This is a genomic window from Arcticibacterium sp. SM2516, assembly GCF_057914865.1.
The window spans coordinates 4,485,773-4,507,213 of sequence record NZ_CP195290.1 but is presented as its reverse complement, the minus strand read 5'-3'; the positions used below and the strand labels follow the sequence as shown (position 1 = coordinate 4,507,213).

Below are 21,441 nucleotides of genomic sequence, written 5' to 3'. Positions count from 1 at the left end.
AAGTAATCATTGCCCACGTTCTTCATTGTACCGCAGTTTATAAAAAAGCTTAACGCATTGTGAAAAAAATATTTTCCAGACTGGATAAATTTGAAATTAGAATTAGAAAAGCCGTCAACTCTCAGATGCACGGCAACTTCAGCTCTATATTCAAAGGTACTGGACTGGAATTTGCTGATTTAAGAACCTACCAATACGGGGATGATGTAAGGACCATAGATTGGATAACCACCGCAAAAGGTCACGGAGCCTATGTCAAAATCTTTAAAGAAGAAAAAGAGCAGACCGTTTTCTTTCTTTTAGATGTGAGTGCTTCGCAAAAGATAGGAGAAATGGGTCGAGCAAAAATAGACCGAGCAAAAGAAATTTGTGGCGTTTTGGCTCTTTCTGCCATTAAAGAATCCAGTCAAGTGGGCTTGTATGCCTTTTCTGATCAAAAGGAGCTTTACCTGAAGCCCAACACTGGAATGAAATATGCCTACAAGTTTATTTTAAAGCTATTTCAAAACATTCCTGTTTCAAACAAAACGAATATTGCCGAAGCAATAGGCTTCACCCTAAATATTCTTAGAAAGAAAAGTGTGATCATCATGATTTCTGATTTCCAAGATGAAAATTATCAGGATAATCTAAGGGCATTAGCCAAAAAGCACGATTTAGTAGTTCTTCATTTATTTGACCAAAGAGAAGTAAACCTTCCTCAGCTGGGACTAATTCCAATCAGAGACGCTGAAAATGATACCTTTCAATGGATAAATACCTCCTCTAAGAGCTTTAGAAAAGGGATGAAAGATACTTTTGAAGACAACAAAAAGAGTCTTGAAAAAGTCTGCAAACAGTACAAAGCCTTTTATCTTTCCATCTCCTCTACAGAAGACTTTGTACCACGTCTTATTGAGCTTTTCAGAATAAGAAAATGATAGTACTGACTCAAAAATATCGCCCCATATTAATCTTGGTTCTCCTTGGGTATTTATTTCCAATGGCCTCTTATGCACAAAACCCCCGCTTGAGCTTTCTTACTAAAAGAGCAACTGTGGGGCAAGACATTAAGATCTCTTTGGTATATGAACATGCCTCAAACAAAGATGTCTTCTTTCCAAATACCTCCAACTCCTTTAGGCCTTTTGAGTTAATAAAGTCCGATTTTTTTCCTACGTACACAAAAGACACCGTTAGCACAGATAGCCTCGTTTACACCTTAAGAACCTTTCAAGTAGAGAAAAACCAAACCCTTTCCTTACCCGTTTGGACCATTTCTGGCTCAGATAGTACGGTGTTCTGGTCAAATGTGGACACCCTATCATTTTCAGAACTTGTTCCAGATAGCCTTTTACAAAATATGGAAGTCGTTTCGGGTATTAAGTTTATAGAAAAAGAGAAAGATGTCAATGTCTCTGTGGCTAATACCATTATTCTAGCTTCGCTTTTAGCACTTGGACTCTTGACTTTAATTTTTCAAGATAAGATAAAAAAACAGGTGCTACTTTACAGATTTAAGGAAAAGCAGAAGCTCTTTAATAAAAAGTTTCTACACTTAATGAAATCTGAACAGAGCCCAGAAAACCTTCAAAAGGTGATGTCGCTGTGGAGAAATCAAATGACATGGGTGGAAGACAAACCCTTTGACACGCTTTCTTCGGTAGAAATAGAAAAGGCCTCTGGTGAAACCGTAGGTCAAGCCGTAAGAGAAATAGAAACCAGCCTGTTTGGCGGGCAAAACTCCGAAAGAATCCCAGTAGCTTTACAAATCCTTTTCTCACACAGCAAAGACCGCTACAGAGGAAGGGTACTTATTTATAAAAACCAGCTTAAAAAATCATAACAGTTAGCAATATGGAAAATCCAGTAATTATTTTCGGTGCAGGAACTTTAGGTAAAATAGCCTTAGATATTTTCAATGAAAATAATGTACTTATATATGGCATTTTGGACGACAAAGTCGAAATTCACAACACCGAAGTAGGAAATGTGATGGTGATGGGATCTACAGAAGACGAAAATATTATTAAAATAATTGGTAAAAAGACAGAGGCGTTTTTAGCGGTAAAAAACCAAAAGGACAGAAAGCGATTAACAGAAATGCTTGCCACAAAGAGCAAGACCATGCCTATAAATGCCATTCATAAAGGCAGTATTATCTCCGAGGAAGCGGTCATCGGACATGGAAACCTGATAGCTGCAAACGCTGTGGTGGGCCCCTTTGCTACCATAGGTAATTTAAACATTTTAGGGTCATCCGTTACCATTGATGCCGAAGCCATTGTTGAAAATTATGTGGAAATAGGAAGTGGATCTGTCATAAATAGCGAAGCTAAAATAGAAGAGGGTGCTTTTATTGGCTCAAATGTAACTGTGGTATCCGGTGTCATCGTAGGCAAAAACGCCAGGGTAGGTGCGGGCTCGGTGGTTATTGAAAATGTACCTGAAAACGCAACCGTTTTTGGCAACCCCGCTAAGGTTCTTGGATAGATTAAACTAATTTTCACCAAAATTGAATTATTTAAAGATTTCTTTTAGATTATAGACACAAAAATTGATAGAATTAGTAGCTACTGCTAACTTCGTTAGTTTTTATAATGTTAATTCCTATAATTAACGTCAATATATTTCGATTTTACCCCATCCTCTTAGATGAAAGATTACGTACAACCAATAAAGAGATTATTAATTGCTAACCGAGGAGAGATTGCCATTCGTATCATGCGGGCGGCCTCAGAGTTAGGTATAACCACTGTTGCACTATATACTTATGAAGATAGGTATTCTTTGCACCGTTATAAAGCGGATGAAGCGTATCAAATAGGTGCAAACGAAGAGGCTTTGCAACCTTATTTAGATATTGATGGTATTATTCAACTGGCCAAGTTGAAAAAAATCGATGCCATTCATCCAGGTTATGGCTTTTTGTCGGAAAACGTGGAATTGGTAAGAAAATGCCAAGCTGAGGGTATCATCTTTGTAGGCCCAGAACCAGAAGCTATGGATGCTTTAGGTGACAAGGTTGCTGCAAAAAACATGGCGGTAAAAGCAGGAGTTCCTTTGATTCCTGACTATAGAGGAGACATTCCTTCCCCAGAGTTTGCTTTAGAAAAAGCAAAAGAAATAGGCTTCCCTATGATGGTCAAAGCCGTGGCTGGTGGAGGAGGAAGAGGAATGCGTGTAGTACACAGCGAAGAAGAATTCCCAAAAGCCTACTCAGAAGCAAAAAACGAAGCCAAGACGGCTTTCGGAAACGACGTAGTATTCCTTGAGAAATTTGTCATAGACCCTAAACACCTTGAAGTACAGCTTTTAGGTGATAAACACGGGAACCTCATACACCTTTATGAAAGGGACTGCTCTGTTCAGCGTAGGTTCCAAAAGGTTATTGAAATAGCTCCCTCTATAGGGCTAAAGAAAGAAACGCGTGAAAAACTTTACGAATACGCCATTAAAATGGGTAAGGCCGTAAACTATTCTAATGCGGGTACAGTAGAATTTCTAGTAGATAAAGAGGAAAACGTATATTTCATTGAAGTTAATCCTCGTATTCAGGTAGAGCATACCATTACAGAAGAAATTACAGGCGTTGATATCGTAAGAACTCAGTTGTTGATAGCCATGGGCTACAAACTTTCTGATAACGGCATATACATACACAACCAGGATGAAGTTCCTCTTAAAGGGTACGCCATCCAGTGTAGAATTACCACAGAAGACCCTGCTAACGGGTTCAAACCAGACTTTGGTACTATCATAGCCTACAGAAATGCAGCTGGTTTTGGAATAAGACTGGACGAAGGAAGTGCCTACCCTGGCATGAAAATTTCTCCTTACTTTGACTCTATGATTGTGAAAGTGACCGCTAGAGGAAGAACCCTTAAAGGTGCGGCTCAAAGACTTTCAAGGGCTTTAGTTGAATTCAGAATCAGGGGTGTTAAAACCAATATTCCTTTCCTGAGCAATGTTATCAACGACTTAGAATTCCAAAAAGGAAATGCAAGGGTAACTTTTATAGCGAATCGCCCAGATTTATTAGAATTTCGTAAACCTAAAGATCGTTCAACAAGAGCTATGAGCCTATTGGCAGATGTGATTGTGAACGGAAATCCAACTTTAGGGAAAGTTGAAAAAAGAGACTTTGAACTTCCTAAGGTTCCTTTAATTGATCCTTTTGAGCCCTATCCAAACGGTAATAAGCAAAGGCTAGAAAGCATGGGTGCAGATAAATTTGCACAATGGGTAAAAGAGCAGAAGTCTATTTTATATACAGATACCACTTTTAGAGATGGGCATCAGTCCTTACTAGCTACAAGAGTTAGAACTACAGATATGATGGCCGTGGCAGAAGGTTTTGCAAAAAACTTCCCTCAGCTATTTTCTATGGAAGTTTGGGGTGGAGCCACTTTTGATGTCGCCATGCGTTTTCTTTACGAAAGTCCATGGAGACGTCTTCAGGAGTTTAGAGAGGCCATGCCAAACATGCTTCTTCAAATGCTTTTAAGAGGTTCTAATGCCGTAGGATATACCGCATATCCAGACAATTTGGTAGAAAGCTTTATTGAGAAATCTGCTGAAAACGGCATTGACGTTTTCAGAATTTTTGATTCGCTGAACTGGATTGAATCCATGAAGTTGAGTATCAGAACGGTAAGAGAAAGAACCAACTCTCTGGCAGAAGCAGCGATTTGCTACACGGGTGAAATGCTGGATCCAAACCAGAAAAAATATACCCTTCAATATTATCTAGACATGGCTCGCCAGCTAGAAGATGAAGGAGCTCATATTATTGCCATTAAAGATATGGCTGGGCTTTTAAAACCTTATACCGCAGAGGTTCTGGTTAGAGAAATGAAAAAGGCCGTGAATTTGCCAATACATTTGCATACGCACGATACCGCTTCTATTCAGCCTGCTACTTATTTAAAAGCTACCGAATCAGGCGTAGATATTATTGACTGTGCTCTTGGTGGTCTTTCTGGACTTACTTCTCAGCCAAACTTTAACTCTGTTGTGGCCATGTTAAAAGGCAGCGAGCGTGAGTGTGAGATAGATCTTGCAAAGCTAAATCAGTACTCTAATTACTGGGAAGATGTAAGAGAAATGTACTATCCGTTTGAATCTGGTTTAAAGTCTGGAAGTGCGGAGGTTTATACCCATCAAATGCCAGGAGGTCAGTATTCAAATTTAAAATCACAATCTATCTCATTGGGTTTAGGAGACAAGTTTGACTTATTGAAACAAAATTATAGCACTGTAAATGACCTTCTAGGAGATATCGTTAAAGTAACGCCTTCTTCTAAAGTTGTGGGTGATATGGCCTTGTTTATGACTTCTAATAGCATAGACGCAGACGACATCTTCAAAAAAGGTGATACCATGTCTTTCCCAGAATCTGTCAAAGGATTTTTCAAAGGAGATCTAGGTCAGCCCTATGGTGGCTTCCCAGAAAAACTACAAAAAATTATCCTTAAGGATGTAAAACCTTACACAGAGAGACCAAACGCTCATTTGGAGCCTTTAGACTTAGAAGGGGAGTTCAAACAATTTCAGATAGATTTCCCAAACAGTGACGGATACTTAGACTTCTTATCTTACAAACTTTATGATAAGGTATACGAAGACTTTCACGAAAACAGAGAGAAGTTTGGTGACGTTAGTCTAATTCCTTCTCATGCATTCTGGTATGGCTTGCATCAGAATCAGGAGATCATGGTGAAAATAGAGGAGGGTAAAACTATTCTAGTAAGATACCTTTATACCTCTGAACCAGATGAAGAAGGTAAAAGAAATGTAAGTTTTGACCTTAACGGACAAGCAAGAAAAATCCGAGTGAGAGACAGAGCTCTTAAAGTTACAAAACCTACCAATAAGAAAATCGGTAAAGAAGGTGATATTGGAGCTCCGCTTCAAGGTCGAATCTCTAGAATACTGGTTAAAAAAGGTGATGAGGTCGCTAAAAATACGCCGCTATTTGTTATCGAAGCCATGAAAATGGAGTCTATTGTAGCTTCTCCTTTTGAAGGAGTGATAGCTTCTGTACAGCTAGAACAAGGTTCTGTGGTGGAGCAAGACGACTGGGTAGTAGAGATAGAAAAAGCGTAATAGCAGGAAAAAAGTATAAGCTTGGCAGTTTTCATTTTGCAGCTTTTCGTCCGTCAGGGTGCGAAGTTGTGAAATGGAAACTGCCAATTTTAATTATAGATTCTTAATAGAAAATAACAAACCATAATAAATGAGTCAAGTATTTGCTCTTTTCGACCTGAAACAGAAGGTTGATTATAAAAACGAAATATTATCGGGACTAACGGTAGCCTTGGCCTTAATTCCCGAAGCTATTGCTTTTGCCTTAATTGCAGGGTTACATCCTCTTACAGGACTTTACGCCGCATTTACCATAGGAATAATAACCTCAGTATTTGGTGGAAGACCTGGAATGATTTCTGGGGCTACAGGGGCGATAGCGGTGGTCATTGTGGGCTTAGCCAAAATGCACGGCGTAGAATATATTTTTGCTACGGTAATCCTTGCGGGTATTATTCAAATGGCAGCCGGTCTCTTTAAGCTAGGAAAATTTATCCGATTAGTACCACATCCTGTGATGTTCGGTTTTGTAAACGGTCTGGCTATTGTCATTTTTATGGCTCAACTGAGCTCTTTTAAGGTTCCAGCATTAGATGGCACATTAGAATGGATGCAAGGGGTTCAGCTGTATCAAATGGTGGGTTTAGTACTCTTAACGATGTTGATTATTTGGGGACTTCCTAAACTAACTAAAGTAGTCCCTTCAGGCCTTACGGCTATTTTGGTCATAACAGCCATTGTGATTGGTTTTGGATTACAGACGAAAACCGTGGGAGACATCAGTTCTATAAGCGGAGGCTTCCCTCCTTTCCATATTCCAGAAGTACCTTATAACCTAGAAACGCTTAGCATCATATTCCCTTTCGCTCTGATAGTGGCAGGTGTTGGTCTTATTGAAAGTTTGTTGACGTTAAATCTAATTGATGAAATTACAGAGACAAGAGGACGAAGTAACAAAGAGGCTATTGCTCAGGGATTGGCAAATACGGTCACTGGCTTTTTCTCTGGAATGGGTGGCTGTGCTATGATTGGACAAAGTCTTATCAACATTTCTTCAGGAGCCAGGGCTAGGCTTTCCGGAATTGTGGCATCTGTAATGCTATTGGTGTTTGTAATGTTTGGAGCAGAATATATTGAGCAAATGCCTATGGCAGCTCTAGTTGGTCTTATGTTTATGGTGGCCATAGGTACATTTGAATGGGCCAGCTTTAAAGTGATAGGTAAAATGCCAAATCATGACATTCTGGTAGGAATGCTGGTAGCAGCGATTACCGTTCTTTTACACAATCTAGCCTTGGCAGTTCTTATAGGTGTGGTTATCTCTGCTTTGGTATTCTCTTGGGAAAATGCAAAAAGAATTAGAGCTAGAAAATATACCGATAATGATGGCGTAAAACATTACGAAATTTATGGCCCGCTTTTCTTTGCATCCACCCAGGCCTTCACCGATAAATTTGAGGTTCACTCCGACCCGGACCAAGTGATTATAGACTTTAAAGAAAGCCGTGTAAACGACATGTCTGGCATTGAAGCTTTAAATAAACTAACAGAACGCTATCAAAAAGCAGGAAAAGAAGTTCATTTAAAACATTTGAGCCCTGACTGTAGAAAGCTTTTAGCCAATGCTGAGGACATCATCGATGTAAACATTATTGAAGATCCTACTTATAAAGTGGCTGTGGAGCTTTAAACCCGAATTATGCTGGGTTATCGTTATGAGTTTTAAAGTACAATAAATCAGATAATTAAAGGAAATTAGCATAGCACCGCTATGGTGATTGAGTTTAAATAGGTTTACGTACTGATTTGAACCAATTTAGCTACGGTCCCGATAAAATCGGGAGATTGCCTAATGCATAAAGCGAGTTAAAGCGAACCAGTTTTCATAAAAGAATCCCCTTCCTAAATAAATTAGAAAGGGGATTCTTTAGTTTTATAGCTATAAAAAAAATCAAACGTTCTACAAATCCTCCAAAATCTTCTTCAAGGCAGCTTGAACAGACCAAACCCTGTTTCCAGCCTGCTGAATGACCACAGAGTTTACGGAATCAATAACGGCATCTTCCACTATCAGACCTCTACGCACTGGTAAACAATGCATAAATTTGGCATTATCTGTCAATGCCATCTTCTCCTCAGAGATAATCCAATCCTCATTTCCTGGCAGTACTTTACCATAGTCTGTAAATGAAGACCAGTTTTTTGCATAGATAAAATCTGCTCCTTCAAAAGCCTCTGCCTGATTATGGGTTACTCTGGCGTTTCCAACAAACTCGGGAGCCAGGTCATAACCCTCTGGATTAGCAATCACAAAATCGTATTCTGTCTGGTTAAGCCACTCGGCAAACGAGTTTCCTACCGCCTGTGGCAAAGGCTTAATATGTGGAGCCCACGTCAACACCACCTTAGGTCTTGTCTTACTTTTTAACTCTTCTATTGTAATTAAATCTGCCAATGACTGGCATGGGTGTCTGGTGGCAGATTCCAAGTTCACAATAGGCACTCCTGACAACGCTCGAAAGCTTTCCAAAACCAACTCTTTATAGTCCTCCTCGGCGTCTGTAAGACCCGCAAATGCCCTCACCCCTATAATGTCTGCATATTGACCAATAACCGCAGCAGCCTCTTTAATATGCTCTGCTTTGTTACCGTTCATTCTTACGCCATCTTCAAACTCTAATTGCCAACTGTCTGAACCCACGTTCATCACAATGACATTCATGCCCAAATTAATTCCAGCCTTTTGCGTACTGAGACGTGTTCTCAAACTCGAGTTAAAAAATAAAAGAACCAATGTCTTATCCTTACCCAAAGTTCGATTTGCTAAAGGATTTGCCTTCTGGGCTATTCCTTCATTTACTAAATCTTGGATACTTGGAACATCTGAAGGCTTTATAAAGTGTTTCATCTTATGCGTTTTTGAATAAAGAGAGACAAAGTTAGCAGAATGCCATTTACGGAACACTTTCTCCTTAAACAAATAAGACAAAGTGGTCAAATCTACCAATAAGCCGTTGGTAAGACCACTACAAAAACGCCGCAACTCTAAAGAGATGCGGCGAATAATTTTATTTAAGGAGAAAGTGTTTTTCTACTAACGACTCGTTTCAAAAATGAAATGAGCTAGCTTCTTATAGTCTTCGTCTTCTTTTAGCCTATTTTTCGAATTCTTGAAATAGTGTTTTCCATCAATCCCTAAAGAGCTCACTAAAGCCATTGCTTCCTTTTTAGAATCAATAGGCACTAACGTTTTAGACTTGCCATCCCAAAAGTGAAAATGTTCTTTTTGGGTAATAATAGGATCTTTGCTACCAATATCCAGAGCGGCGTTATAATCACCTCTTTGCACAGTGATTTCCTTAGACTTAAGAAACGCAATATCATCTTTTGCACCTAAAAGCTCGAAAAAGCCTTTCACATTCTTGCTCTCAAACTCTTTGGGATTAATAAATTGAGATACCTCATCATCGTCATTCAAGCTAAGTATATTAGAAACCTTGCTGGTTTCAATAATTTTAATTTCTTCACCGAACTTGAACTCCACATTGTTATTCCAGAGGTCAAACCTCATTTCCACTCCAAGCAAGCTATCAAGCTCAACCGTTTCTCCACCCGGAACGCTATATTGTTGCTGGTAAAAATAAACAGCACCCTTTTGGAATTCTTCTTCCCAAAAGTACTTAGAATTGACATCTGACCCACCACTGGTCAAACCATACATTGCCGTTCTTCCTCCTACACTAATGTCTACATCTGAATGTCTAGATTGCGTCAACCAATTCTGAGATAAGATGTTTTGTGCGGATAGATTAAGGCTTAAAAAAGAGATAAAAGAGAGTGTTATTATTGTTTTCATATATCATTAAATGTTGCTCAAATATCGTTATAATGCTGTTTTAATGAAAGTTCTCTAAATAGTTTGTATCTTCGGGTTTTCAAATAATATTTTTAGATTTATCTAAATTAATGGACAAGTTATCCTTCCTTCTAGATTATAACCCCGTTCTTCTGGCACTCATCGCCACACTTTTCACTTGGGCTCTTACTGCCCTTGGTGCGAGTCTCGTTTTTTTCTTTAAAAAAATTGATCAAAGAGCCTTAAATCTGATGCTTGGGTTTGCCGCAGGCGTCATGATAGCGGCCAGTTTCTGGTCATTATTGGCTCCAGCTATTGAAATGGCAGAAGAAAACGGAACCGATGGGTGGATACCTGCAGTGGTGGGATTCTTACTAGGAGGAGCATTTCTTTATGGCATAGACAAAACACTTCCTCACCTTCATCTTAACCGTTCCATGGATAAGGCAGAAGGCATAAAAACATCATGGCAAAGGAGTGTTCTATTGGTGTTAGCCATTACACTTCATAACATTCCCGAAGGCTTGGCGGTGGGCGTTGCTTTTGGTGCATTAGCCCTTAACCCAGACATGGGTCTTCTCACTGGTGCTATAGCCTTAACCATAGGCATTGGTATACAAAACTTCCCTGAGGGAGCTGCCGTTTCTGTTCCATTAAGAAGAGAAGGTTTTTCTAGACTAAAAGCATTCAACTATGGTCAGATGTCGGGCATGGTAGAACCCATTGCTGGCGTTTTAGGAGCTTTACTAGTGCTTCATGTTACACCAATACTTCCATATGCTCTAGCTTTTGCTGCCGGTGCCATGATATTCGTTGTGGTAGAAGAACTTGTTCCTACTTCCCAAACAGGAGATCAAACAGACCTTTCTACCATAGGAGCTATGATAGGTTTTGCCGTCATGATGTTTTTAGATGTAGCTCTTGGGTAATTTACTCAACGTTTCTTTCTATATAACGTATAATAGATTTTGCAATATCCTTACCTGTAGCTCTTTCAATGCCCTCTAAGCCCGGAGAAGAATTAACCTCCATAATCTTAGGACCACTGTTTGATCTTAACATATCTACTCCAGCGACTCCAAGCCCTAAAACCCTAGCGGCCTTTAAAGCTGTATTCTCTTCTTCATCGGTAAGTTCCACGACTTCTGCCGTACCTCCTCTGTGAAGGTTAGATCTAAACTCACCTTCTTTTCCTTGGCGTTTCATTGCTCCAACTATTACGCCATCAACCACAAAAGCCCTAATGTCTGAGCCATTGGCCTCCTTAATAAACTCTTGGACAATAACCCTGGCCTGTAAACCTTGAAAAGCGTCCAAAACAGAAGTAGCAGCACTTTTGGTTTCCGCCAAAACCACGCCTACACCCTGGGTACCTTCCAATAACTTAATAATACACGGAGCTCCTCCTACTTTATCAATAATCCGCTCAGTGTCTTTAGAGTAATTCGTAAAAACAGTTTTAGGCAAGCCCAATCCCGCTCTTGCCAATACTTGAAGGCTTCGTAGTTTATCTCTACTTCTTACCAAGGCCTGAGACTCAATGGTAGTAAAGACTTTCATCATTTCAAACTGCCTTACAACTGCTGTACCATAAAAAGTAACCGAAGCCCCAATTCTAGGAATAATAGCATCCACATCGCTTATAAAAGCCCCATTATAAAAAACTTGAGGTTTCTTTTTTTCTATAACTAGATCGCACTTTAGCGGACTAATAATCAAGACCTCATGACCCCGTTGTTCGCCCGCCTCTTTTAATCTCTTGGTAGAATATAAATTCGCATTTCTAGAAAGAATTACAATCTTCATTTATTTAAAATATTTTTATGAGATACGTCAACTATGTACTTTTTTCTCAAAAATTTCCTTCCGAGCAAAAGTGGCGATCTCATATCTTTTCTGTTTGTTAAAGTGAGTTTAATTTTTGAAGTTTCAGAGCCAATAGTTATTTCTGTCGAAACCAAATATCTTTCTTCCTCTATACCATTTGAACTTTTAACTCTTTTTTTACTAAACTCAGTAAAAATGATGTTTTGAATTCCATTTTCAGGATTATCTGGATTAAGAAATTGACAAGAAATACTGTTCTCCTTTTCTTCTATATTTTCGCAGTGCATGCTAGAGGTATATGCCCCTGTATCTATTTTAGCTTTTACATGAAATAGACCTAATTCTGGTAAGTCTATCCATTCATTTCTTCCTATGGTTTTCAATCCTTCTTTCGTTTCAGATCGAAAAGTAGTTCACTTTTATCAATTCGTCTGCCTCTGTCTCTTTTTTCTTATAAATATTTTTTCCTCTCCCGTTTCAATTTTGAAATTAGGCGTAATAGACAGTATCTTTAAATAAGTGTATCTCAATTGAAACAAAAAAAAACATGAATTCAAGTCGTCGCTCATTCGTAAGGAATACAATCATTGCAGCATCTGCCACCGCCTTTTCTCCCAATGTACTTCTAGCCGCCACCAGACCTAAAAAGGAAAAGCTCGGTGTAGCTTTAGTGGGTCTAGGATACTACAGTAAAGATCTGATCGCCCCTGGCTTGTTAAACACTAAACATTGTGAACTAAAGGGAATAGTAACAGGAACCCCCTCCAAGATACCCGAATGGCAACAAAAATATGGTATCGTTGATAAAAACATCTACAGTTACGACAACTATGACCAAATAGCCAACAACCCAGACATTGACATTATTTATGTGGTTCTTCCACCTTCCATGCATAGAGAATATACCGTAAGAGGTGCCGAAACAGGCAAACACATGTGGTGTGAAAAACCAATGGCTCCTTCTGAAAAAGATTGTCAAGCCATGATAGACGCATGTAACAAAAACAAGGTGGGTTTATCCATAGGTTATAGATGCCAGCACGATCCTAATATTCAGGCTTACCAAAAAGTAATGAGGGAAGGAAAGTTTGGTAAAGTAAGAATGATTAACTCGGCCGCTGGATATTTTGAGGGAAGAACAGACCATTGGAAACAGAAAAAAGCCATGGGTGGTGGTGTTATGGGTGACATGGGCGTTTATGCCATCCAAGGAGCCAGACTCGCTTCTGGTGAAGAGCCTATTTCTGTTAAGGCACATATCATGACCACCAGACCAGACATTTATCACGAAGTTGAAGAAACAGCCGTTTATGTATTAGAGTTTCCAAGCGGGGCTATGGCTACTTGTCATTCTAGCTTTGGTGTCAGCATGAATTACCTACAAGTTAATTACGAGAAAGGCTGGCTTAAAATGGAACCACAGTCTGGCTATGGCGGAAACAAAGGAAGCATGTCTGACGGTACTCAAATCTATACGCCTATAGATCGCCAGCAACCCTTGCAAATGGATGACGACGCTCTAGCCATCATAAATAAAACTGACTACTTATGCCCCGGAGAGGAAGGTTTGGCAGACATCAGGGTGGTGGAAGCCGTTTTGAAATCTGGAGCTAATGGCGGCTGTGAAGTAAAACTCTAATCAACCGTTCATCAAAATCTTGTCCATAATTTAAAGAACAGCTGTTAATATTGACTTATAATTATAAAGCTATGATATTAATTGCTGTTCTTTTGCCTTGGCTCTCCTTCTTCTTAAGAGGTAAAATTCTCAGAGGTATACTGTGTTTATTTCTTCAACTCACCCTAATAGGGTGGCTTCCAGCGGCACTTTGGGCCGTAGCTTCTAGGGTAGATGGTAAAAATGAAACAAGGTATAGGCGTATGAATCGAAGAATGAGGGCCTAAGGCTCTACAATTAAATAAGTAAAACTAGGATAATCCACAACGCCTCTGCTTAGCATCGGTATAACCTCGTTTTCGAAATACCCTAAAAACTGCTGTTTGTTCAATCCATCTTTCTTTTCACTAGAAACGCCTCTTTTAGTATAACTTAAAAGTTTATTCAAGGTCAATTCTGAAGTAATGCTATCTTTCTCTTGGATGGTAGCATTGAAAACAAGAACAAATTCACCATCATATCTTATCCTAAATTCATTATGGTCTAATGGATTAACATCGAGTGTATCGATGCCTTGATATCTCATTTCTTTTGTCAACAGTTCTTCTTTTGAAAAAGGTAGCGTATAGATCGTATTAAATTCCCAATTGGGTTCCACATATATTTGGGGTTGGGAAGTTGCGAAAAATGCAAAAACGGACAAGAAAGAAAAGGCATATTTCATGAAATTGCCTAAACCACCAACACTTTTTTGAGAAATGATATAACACTTATACGAAATAGGTAAAACCAACAAAGCAAACAAATCTGTCCAATCTAAAACCCTACCCAAACCTAGACCGAAGAGCTGATTAATAGCATAAATAAGGGCAGATGAGTGCTCCAACTTCCAAAAAACAAATAATAAGGCGGTGCCGATGTATATCCATTTTTCATACTTTCTAAAGAGCAAACTCCAAAACCAAGGAAATATTAGAAGTCCCACAAAGTCTGATAGCTTCCCGGTAAAAGTGTTATGGAAAATCGGCTTAAAATAAAAGTCGTTCAATAACAACAACAGGAGCGAAAGGGTAAATACACCAAATATAAAAGAAGGTTTAGTGTTGTTCATAGCTATGGATGGTCTTTTAAGATAAACGACACACTGTTAGCGGTATTGGTATATTAGGTACAATCCAATTCTACGAGAATCACCTATTTCCTGTAACAGGAAATAATTGGATTTTAACCTAAGGTCTTGGCTTCCTCCCAATAAACGTCCATTTCTGCTAAAGTCATATCAGATAATTCTTTGTTAGACCCCTTGGCTTTAGATTCTAAATATTGAAAACGCTTTATAAACTTCTTATTGGTTCTTTCTAAAGCCGTTTCAGGGTTTATTTCTATAAATCGAGCATAATTTACCAATGAAAAAAGCACATCTCCAAATTCGGCTTCCGCCTCCTCTACATTTATTTTCTCTGACTTTTCGGTGTCAAACTGCTCTTTAAACTCTTGAAGCTCTTCTTCTACCTTAGCCCAAACTTGAGCTTTTTCTTCCCAGTCGAAACCTATACCTCTAGCCTTTTCTTGAATTCTCATGGCCTTGACTAAGGCAGGCAAAGAAGTAGGAACCCCACCTAAAACAGACTTATTGCCCTTTTCTTTTAGTTTCAGTTTCTCCCAATTTTGTTTTACCTCCTCCTCATTTGCTACTTTTACATCACCATAAATATGGGGATGCCTTGAAACAAGTTTTTCGCAAATTCCGTGAAGCACATCTGAAATATCAAACGCATTTTTCTCAGAGCCAATTTTGGCATAAAACACCATATGGAGCATAATGTCTCCCAATTCCTTTTTCACTTCTTCCAAATCACCCTCCAAAATAGCATCGGAAAGCTCATAGGTTTCTTCAATGGTTAAGTGGCGAAGACTCTCCAACGTTTGTTTCTTATCCCAAGGACACTGCTCCCTTAGCTCGTCCATGATAGTTAACAGCCTATCAAAAGCCACTAGCTGGTTCATTCTTTCTGGCGAAAATAACTTTGGAGAAGACGGAATTGACATATTACTCTTTTTTTGATTCAAATCTAATAAAAAAGGGTCGCCCGTATGGACAACCCTCTTTCAAATCACATATTTTACTAAGATTACAAATTATTTCTCCAGCTCATGGCACAGCCAATAGGACGGGTATTTTGTGTAACCACAGGCTTGTTAACAAGTATGTTATCCACGGCTTGCTCCACATATTTATTCCCTACCAAACCTTCATTTTTCGGACTGTCGTCAATAGCTCCAATGTATCTCACAATATACTTTCCAGCACTTTTCTGTAAAACATACGCATGTGGATTTCTCTGAACGCCATATTTTTGACCCACACCCTTGTCATCTACCAGATAAGGAAAGGCATATCCCCTTTCAGTAGCTCTCTTTTTCATGTTTTCATAATTGTCTTCTTCATAAGCCTCTGGGTCGTTAGGATTGATGGCAATAAGCTGAAAACCCAAGGGTGTATACTTTGAGTTTAAAGCCACCAACCTTTCCTCATAAGCCTTTGAAAAAGGACAATGATTACACGTAAAAACAAGAATAAAGCCTTTTGCAGAGCTAAAATCACTTAAAGACACCATTCTACCATCCACATTTTTCAATTTAAAATCGATGGCTTCATCTCCAACAGCATAGCCAGACTGCTGCGGACCTAGCAAACCTAAAGCCTCAAGTTTTACTTCTTTGGCCTTAGCCTGTTTAAAAAAGTAGGTCCCGAAAGCACCTATCAACAGTGCAAAACATGCTATAAATATATTCTTCTTCATTTTCTATTCCATTGGTTTAACAAGCGGAAAGCTATATTAAAAGTAACATCTAACTTTCAATTAAAAATTCAATACCTCAAAATTGTGTTTAAACAATTAGGGTTCTCTGCTATATGTACTGCCAAAAAGCCCAAAATATATAACATCCCGAAATTATAAACGATTCTTAACATTTTATTATTTACAAAAACCTCTCCTTTTTTGAATTCTTTGAAGATTTTGTTCAATTTTTCGTATCTAGAACTCACTTTTATCAAAAACCCCTGAATAATATGAAAGCCATTTTATGCGAGAAACATGGTAAGCCTGACTCCTTAACCTTTACAGAGACTGAAGCACCCACGGCTAAAGCCAACGAAATACTTGTTACCGTTAAGGCCTGTAGTGCCAATTTCCCAGACACGCTTATTATTCAAAACCTTTATCAGTTTAAGCCAGAATTACCATTTTCTCCAGGAGCAGAGGTTTCTGGAATTGTAAAAGAAGTAGGCCATGATGTAAAAGGTTTCAAAAAGGGAGATAAAGTACTTTCCCTATGTGGCTGGGGTGGTTTTGCAGAAGAAGTGGCAGTAGATTTTAAAAGAGTCTTTCCAATGCCTAAAGGTATGGACTACGTAACGGCGTCTTCTCTCATGTATAATTATGGTACTTCTTACCATGCCCTAAAAGACAGAGCCAAACTCCAAGAGGGAGAAACGCTTTTGGTTTTGGGAGCCGCTGGTGGCGTGGGACTGGCAGCGGTGGAGTTAGGAAAAGTAATGGGGGCAAGAGTAATAGCCGCGGCTTCCACTGCAGAAAAACTTCAAGTATGTAAAGAAAAAGGAGCCGACGAACTTATAAATTACACAGAAGAAGACCTAAAAGATCGTGTAAAGGAGCTAACCAACGGAAAAGGGGCGGATGTTGTTTACGACCCTGTTGGTGATAAATGGACCGAAACCGCAGTAAGATCCACCTCTTGGAACGGTCGTTACCTTGTCGTTGGATTTGCCGGAGGCGATATCCCTAAAATTCCGCTAAACCTTCCTCTACTTAAAGGATGCTCTATTATGGGGGTTTTCTGGGGCAGATTCACCTCAGAGCAACCCGCTCTTTCTATAAAAAACATTCAGGAGTTGGGCGTATTCTACATGAAAGGAAAAATCAAACCGCATATCTACAAACTTTACCCTCTTGAAAACGGAATAGACGCCCTTAATGACCTAATGAACCGAAAGGTGACGGGCAAGGCGGTAGTAATTACCTGCTCGCCAAAAGAAGCTACCGAAAGCGAAAGCATTATACCTCAGCAGTCTAAATCACAAGAAAAAACTGAAATACTAGCATTCCAAAGTCCGCAATCGGTTCTGGCTTGGGTAGGCAATCCACTTGGGAAAAGCCCATGGTTAAAAGTGACTCAAAGCATGATAAATGAATTTGCGGAAGCCACATTAGATAAACAATGGATTCACATCGATGAAGACAGAGCTCAATCTTCTGTTTTTGGCAGCACGATTGCCCATGGCTACTTAACGCTATCCCTTATTCCTAAATTAATGGCCGGAATATACAGTGCTCCATTTTCCAAGATGGGTATAAATTATGGCACAGAAAAGGTGAGATTCCTTCATCCTGTTCCCGCCAATAGTTACATAAGGCTTTCTGGACAGCTAAAATATGCCTCCATTTCTAAAAACGGCGGTTTAAAAATGATAGTAGAAGCCACCATAGAAATTCAAGGAATTGAAAAACCCGCGTGTTATGCAGAGGTAATTAGCGTTTTAAATTAAAGTGCTTTTGTATTTTTGCGGCTATGAAAAGAACCATTGATGTTTGCCTTACGCCTGAGTTAATTAACCAACACGACTTAACGGGAAAAATAGCCGTTGTGGTGGATGTATTTCGAGCCACATCTTGTATGGTGGCAGGACTCGCCAATGGTGTAGCGTGCATTAGACCAGTTCTAGAAGTAGCGGAATGTCTGGAATATCAAAAAAATGGCTACTTGGCAGGTGGTGAAAGACATGCTCAAAAGATAGCAGGATTTGACCTTGACAACTCTCCTTTTAGCTATATGACCGAAGATGCTAAAGGTAAAAAAATAGCGATGACCACTACCAATGGGACATTAGCCATTAACAGGGCAAAACCCACTGCCGCCGAGGTTTTAGTCGCTTCGTTTTCTAATTTAAGCCCCACCTCTGATTATCTAAAAAGTCAGGATAAAGATGTTTTAGTTATATGTGCAGGCTGGAAAGGAAGACCTGGTTTAGAGGATATTCTTTTTGCGGGAGCACTAGTGAAATCTTTGGCAGACAGTCACCAAAACGAAGAGGACTCTACCTATTTGGCTTTAGATTCTTATAAAGCAGCAGAAAACGATTTGTTAGAATACCTCCAAAGAGCCAGCCATTTGAAAAGACTGAAGAGCCTAGGCGGAGAAGATATTCCTTTTTGCTTGGAAAAAGACCAATTTAAGGTGGTGGTTCATTTGGTTGGAGACGAACTTTATCTGAAAAGTTAATATTTGGAGGGCGTTTTTCCGTACGTCTCTTTAAAGACTTTTATAAAATGAGAGATGCTCTCAAAACCCACCTCCTCGGCTATTTCAGAAACATTTTTGTCGCTATTTTTTAGTAAAAACGCGGCTCTGCTTAATCTTTTATTTCGAATCCAAGAAGCTGGAGACATATGAAATTGCTCTTGAAAATCTCTTTTAAACCCTGAAAGACTTCTGCCAGATAGTTTTGACAACTCGCCTATGGTAAAAGGTTTCAAATAGTAATTCTGCATTAAATACCCCAAATCCTCTTTTTCTCCTCTATAAATAAGCTTCAACAAACCTCTTAGTCTATTGCTGTTATCAAACTCCAAAAGGTGAAGCAAAAGCTCATGTAGCTTAAGCTTCAGAAACTGATTCAGGTATTTCGTTTTCGATTTAAAATAAGGTAAAACAGACTCCGCAAACTTCCCGAATTTTTCGTCTGAATGAAGTACTAATAAGGCGGAATTGTCAAAATGAGTTTTGCCATCTTCTGGAAAAAGCTCAATGTTTTGATCCACAAAGTCTTTGATAAGCTTATCTTCAATAAAGAAAACTAAGCTTTTGTACGACTCATCTATAGATTCTGACATGAGGTAATAACCTCTCCTAATAAAAAATACATCACCTTTTCTTACGGTGACGTCCGATTCGGAATTGGCAAACTTCTTTACGCCTTCCAATACATATATTACCGCGTTTTCCTCAAAAAAAACTTCATTTTTAGAAGGGTATACGTCACTTCTATAAGCCACAAAAGTCAACTCCTGAATTTTCAGGGACTCAAACTGGTTTGCCGCTATTTCTGACGGTACTCTTAGCATTTACAACATTTTATTAAAAAACGATGTTACTTTTTCTCAAGGATTTCATCAATCACAAAAAATGGCCTTCTTTTTACTTCAATGTAAATTCTGCCAATATACTCTCCAAGGATTCCAAGAATAATCAAAGTAACCCCTCCTAAAAAGTACATTCCTACGGTCAAAGTAGTGGTTCCTGGAATTTCTGCAGGCGTATGTCCCAATACTTTAAAGCCTATCATTCTGTGAAGCACAAAGAAAAAACCTACTATAAACGATGGTATGGCGATTATGAAACCAAAGTATGTCGCCAGTCTTAGCGGCACATTTGAGAAACCAAAAAGACCATCCAAGGCTAATTCTAGTAGCTTTTTGAAAGTATATTTCACTTCTCCTGCAGCTCTTTCGGCTCTTTCGTATTTAACGCCAATCTGTTTAAAACCTGCGTAGGCACGCAAACCTCTAACAAAACGGATTTGCTCCGGCATTTCTTTGACAATCGCATTGACGACTTTTCTATCCATCACACAGAAATCACCTGAATCAAGTGGAATGTCAATGTCTGAAATAGCAGCCAACATTCTATAAAAAGCCGCGTAAGCCAGTCTTTTGAAAAAGCCCTCTTTCCTTTTGGTTCTTATGGCATAAACCACGTGATAGCCTTCACGCCATTTATTCAAAAACCTATAAAGCTCTTCTGGCGGGTCTTGTAAATCGCCATCCATAATAACCACGGCGTCGCCTTTGGCCTCCTGAATACCTGCCGAAATAGCCGGCTGATGTCCAAAATTTCTAGACAGCTTGATTAAACGCACACGGGCATCTTTCTCTATCAGGTCAATTATGATTTCTAGCGAACCATCAGATGAACCATCATCCACCAACACAATCTCATAATCTTCCTTCCAGGAAGGTGCTGCGGCGGTTAGTCGTGCATAGAGGTTAGGGATGTTTTCCTCCTCATTAAAAATCGGAATTACGATAGAAATCATTATATGCTATTAAAGATGCTTTGCAAAAATAGAGAAATTAAGAATGTGGTTTAATTTTTAACAGAATGCTTTAACCCAGTTTATGTATTCTGTTCATCATATTCTGAATGCAATTAATGATGTTCTAACAAAACCAAAGTAAATAAGCCTAGTTTTCTTTTGAAATTGTACTTTTGCCCCACAATTATGATCATGGAGAAACTTAAGGAACGTTGGGGCTTAACATCAAACTGGCAGGTATTGGCCATTATAGTCGTATTTTCTATTAACGGCTCTTTTGCCACTTGGGTAGCCAAACCTGTTACCGCATTTTTTGGCCTAAGTCCAGAAACTACGGAGCCATACATTCTTTATTTGTTCTTTAGAATCCTCTTAATCTTCCCAATTTATCAACTAACCTTACCGCTTGTAGGATGGGTATTTGGTCAATTTAAATTCTTTTGGGCTTTTGAAAAGAAGATGCTTCGCAGAATTGGCTTTAAGAAGTTTTTTCCGGAGGACTGATTAGGCGTCGCAAACGCCACATATGAATCTCCCGACTTGTCGCTCTTTCCTCCTCAGCAGATTCAAAAAAACTACTCTTTATTTTAATCAAGAAGCCAATAAGGTTTCTGCAGGAATACCGAAGTTTTTATAAAGTGATTTTATCATTTTTAGCGTCAATGGTTTCTTCCTATTTAAAACCTCTGAAACCCTTGATTTTGTACCGAAATATTTCACTAAATCTTTCTGGGTCAAGTTGTTTTCTTCCATCTTGTACTTGATCGCCTCTATTGGATCCAGCTGTGGCATTGGATAGTGTTCCGCTTCATATTTTTCAATCACTAATACAAGTAACTCAAAAACATCACCCTCTTTGGTATTAGGTTTTGCGTCCCAAACTTTTTCAAGTGCCTTTAAAGTTGCTTTATACTCAACTTCGTTTTTTATTGGCTTTATTTTAAAGTCTTCCAT

21 protein-coding genes are annotated in these 21,441 nt (G+C 39.0%); 11 read left to right on the top strand and 10 right to left on the bottom strand.

Going from position 1 to position 21,441, the window contains the following annotated elements; translation table 11 throughout:
• Positions 1–59 precede the first annotated feature (59 nt).
• From ACSBFT_RS18665 to ACSBFT_RS18645, 5 genes are all read left to right on the top strand, one after another.
• Complete coding sequence (locus ACSBFT_RS18665) at positions 60–920, top strand: DUF58 domain-containing protein (RefSeq protein ID WP_489601986.1); 861 nt, start codon at positions 60–62, stop codon at positions 918–920.
• Positions 917–1,825, top strand: coding sequence for a hypothetical protein (locus ACSBFT_RS18660; protein ID WP_463046372.1), 909 nt, complete (start codon positions 917–919; stop codon positions 1,823–1,825). The genes ACSBFT_RS18665 and ACSBFT_RS18660 overlap by 4 nt, the downstream gene beginning before the upstream one ends.
• 11 nt (positions 1,826–1,836) lie before the next feature.
• On the top strand, positions 1,837–2,472 hold the full coding sequence (locus tag ACSBFT_RS18655; RefSeq protein ID WP_489601985.1) for a NeuD/PglB/VioB family sugar acetyltransferase: 636 nt from the start codon (positions 1,837–1,839) through the stop codon (positions 2,470–2,472).
• 162 nt (positions 2,473–2,634) lie between these two features.
• The gene (locus ACSBFT_RS18650; RefSeq protein ID WP_463046370.1) at positions 2,635–6,087 is read left to right on the top strand and encodes a pyruvate carboxylase; all 3,453 of its coding nucleotides are present in this window, start codon (positions 2,635–2,637) and stop codon (positions 6,085–6,087) included.
• Between the two features lie 130 nt (positions 6,088–6,217).
• Positions 6,218–7,756 carry a SulP family inorganic anion transporter gene (locus ACSBFT_RS18645; protein WP_463046369.1) on the top strand — a complete coding sequence of 513 codons (1,539 nt, stop codon included), beginning with the start codon at positions 6,218–6,220 and terminating at the stop codon, positions 7,754–7,756.
• A gap of 270 nt (positions 7,757–8,026) precedes the next feature.
• Here the strand turns inward: ACSBFT_RS18645 and ACSBFT_RS18640 are convergent, their stop codons facing one another.
• Both ACSBFT_RS18640 and ACSBFT_RS18635 read right to left on the bottom strand, forming a co-directional pair.
• On the bottom strand, positions 8,027–8,974 hold the full coding sequence (locus ACSBFT_RS18640) for an N-acetylornithine carbamoyltransferase (RefSeq protein ID WP_489601984.1): 948 nt from the start codon (positions 8,972–8,974) through the stop codon (positions 8,027–8,029).
• Between the two features lie 186 nt (positions 8,975–9,160).
• Positions 9,161–9,922, bottom strand: coding sequence for a hypothetical protein (locus ACSBFT_RS18635; protein ID WP_489601983.1), 762 nt, complete (start codon positions 9,920–9,922; stop codon positions 9,161–9,163).
• A 110-nt stretch (positions 9,923–10,032) separates the two neighbouring features.
• Between ACSBFT_RS18635 and ACSBFT_RS18630 the strand changes: the two genes are divergently transcribed.
• Positions 10,033–10,851 carry a ZIP family metal transporter gene (locus ACSBFT_RS18630; RefSeq protein ID WP_463046366.1) on the top strand — a complete coding sequence of 273 codons (819 nt, stop codon included), beginning with the start codon at positions 10,033–10,035 and terminating at the stop codon, positions 10,849–10,851.
• Between the two features lies 1 nt (position 10,852).
• Here the strand turns inward: ACSBFT_RS18630 and rimK are convergent, their stop codons facing one another.
• Together rimK and ACSBFT_RS18620 are read right to left on the bottom strand one after the other, a co-directional pair.
• Entirely contained in the window at positions 10,853–11,728 is an 876-nt protein-coding gene (gene rimK, locus ACSBFT_RS18625; protein WP_463046365.1) for a 30S ribosomal protein S6--L-glutamate ligase, read from the bottom strand.
• The gene (locus ACSBFT_RS18620; RefSeq protein ID WP_489601982.1) at positions 11,725–12,132 is read right to left on the bottom strand and encodes an ATP-dependent zinc protease family protein; all 408 of its coding nucleotides are present in this window, start codon (positions 12,130–12,132) and stop codon (positions 11,725–11,727) included. The genes rimK and ACSBFT_RS18620 overlap by 4 nt, the downstream gene beginning before the upstream one ends.
• A gap of 164 nt (positions 12,133–12,296) precedes the next feature.
• On the opposite strand from ACSBFT_RS18620, the gene ACSBFT_RS18615 reads away from it, so the two are divergent.
• Positions 12,297–13,388 carry a Gfo/Idh/MocA family protein gene (locus ACSBFT_RS18615; RefSeq protein ID WP_489601981.1) on the top strand — a complete coding sequence of 364 codons (1,092 nt, stop codon included), beginning with the start codon at positions 12,297–12,299 and terminating at the stop codon, positions 13,386–13,388.
• 71 nt (positions 13,389–13,459) lie between these two features.
• Entirely contained in the window at positions 13,460–13,654 is a 195-nt protein-coding gene (locus ACSBFT_RS18610; protein ID WP_463046362.1) for a YqaE/Pmp3 family membrane protein, read from the top strand.
• Here the strand turns inward: ACSBFT_RS18610 and ACSBFT_RS18605 are convergent.
• From ACSBFT_RS18605 to ACSBFT_RS18595, 3 genes are all read right to left on the bottom strand, one after another.
• Entirely contained in the window at positions 13,651–14,478 is an 828-nt protein-coding gene (locus ACSBFT_RS18605) for a hypothetical protein (RefSeq protein ID WP_489601980.1), read from the bottom strand. The two genes, ACSBFT_RS18610 and ACSBFT_RS18605, sit on opposite strands and share 4 nt — an antisense overlap.
• Before the next feature lie 113 nt (positions 14,479–14,591).
• Positions 14,592–15,416 (bottom strand): nucleoside triphosphate pyrophosphohydrolase, encoded by an 825-nt coding sequence (mazG, locus tag ACSBFT_RS18600; protein ID WP_489601979.1) that lies wholly within the window; start codon positions 15,414–15,416, stop codon positions 14,592–14,594.
• Between the two features lie 83 nt (positions 15,417–15,499).
• On the bottom strand, positions 15,500–16,171 hold the full coding sequence (locus ACSBFT_RS18595; RefSeq protein WP_463046359.1) for a thioredoxin family protein: 672 nt from the start codon (positions 16,169–16,171) through the stop codon (positions 15,500–15,502).
• Between the two features lie 272 nt (positions 16,172–16,443).
• On the opposite strand from ACSBFT_RS18595, the gene ACSBFT_RS18590 reads away from it, so the two are divergent.
• Both ACSBFT_RS18590 and ACSBFT_RS18585 read left to right on the top strand, forming a co-directional pair.
• Complete coding sequence (locus ACSBFT_RS18590) at positions 16,444–17,940, top strand: zinc-binding dehydrogenase (RefSeq protein WP_489601978.1); 1,497 nt, start codon at positions 16,444–16,446, stop codon at positions 17,938–17,940.
• 23 nt (positions 17,941–17,963) lie between these two features.
• The gene (locus ACSBFT_RS18585; protein WP_489601977.1) at positions 17,964–18,674 is read left to right on the top strand and encodes a 2-phosphosulfolactate phosphatase; all 711 of its coding nucleotides are present in this window, start codon (positions 17,964–17,966) and stop codon (positions 18,672–18,674) included.
• Here the strand turns inward: ACSBFT_RS18585 and ACSBFT_RS18580 are convergent.
• Positions 18,671–19,516, bottom strand: coding sequence for an AraC family transcriptional regulator (locus ACSBFT_RS18580; protein ID WP_463046356.1), 846 nt, complete (start codon positions 19,514–19,516; stop codon positions 18,671–18,673). The two genes, ACSBFT_RS18585 and ACSBFT_RS18580, sit on opposite strands and share 4 nt — an antisense overlap.
• Before the next feature lie 26 nt (positions 19,517–19,542).
• On the bottom strand, positions 19,543–20,487 hold the full coding sequence (locus ACSBFT_RS18575) for a glycosyltransferase family 2 protein (protein WP_463046355.1): 945 nt from the start codon (positions 20,485–20,487) through the stop codon (positions 19,543–19,545).
• 192 nt (positions 20,488–20,679) lie between these two features.
• Between ACSBFT_RS18575 and ACSBFT_RS18570 the strand changes: the two genes are divergently transcribed.
• Positions 20,680–20,991 (top strand): DUF6787 family protein, encoded by a 312-nt coding sequence (locus tag ACSBFT_RS18570; RefSeq protein ID WP_463046354.1) that lies wholly within the window; start codon positions 20,680–20,682, stop codon positions 20,989–20,991.
• Between the two features lie 87 nt (positions 20,992–21,078).
• Here ACSBFT_RS18570 and ACSBFT_RS18565 read toward each other — a convergent pair whose 3' ends face one another.
• On the bottom strand, positions 21,079–21,441 hold the full coding sequence (locus ACSBFT_RS18565) for a helix-turn-helix domain-containing protein (protein ID WP_463046353.1): 363 nt from the start codon (positions 21,439–21,441) through the stop codon (positions 21,079–21,081).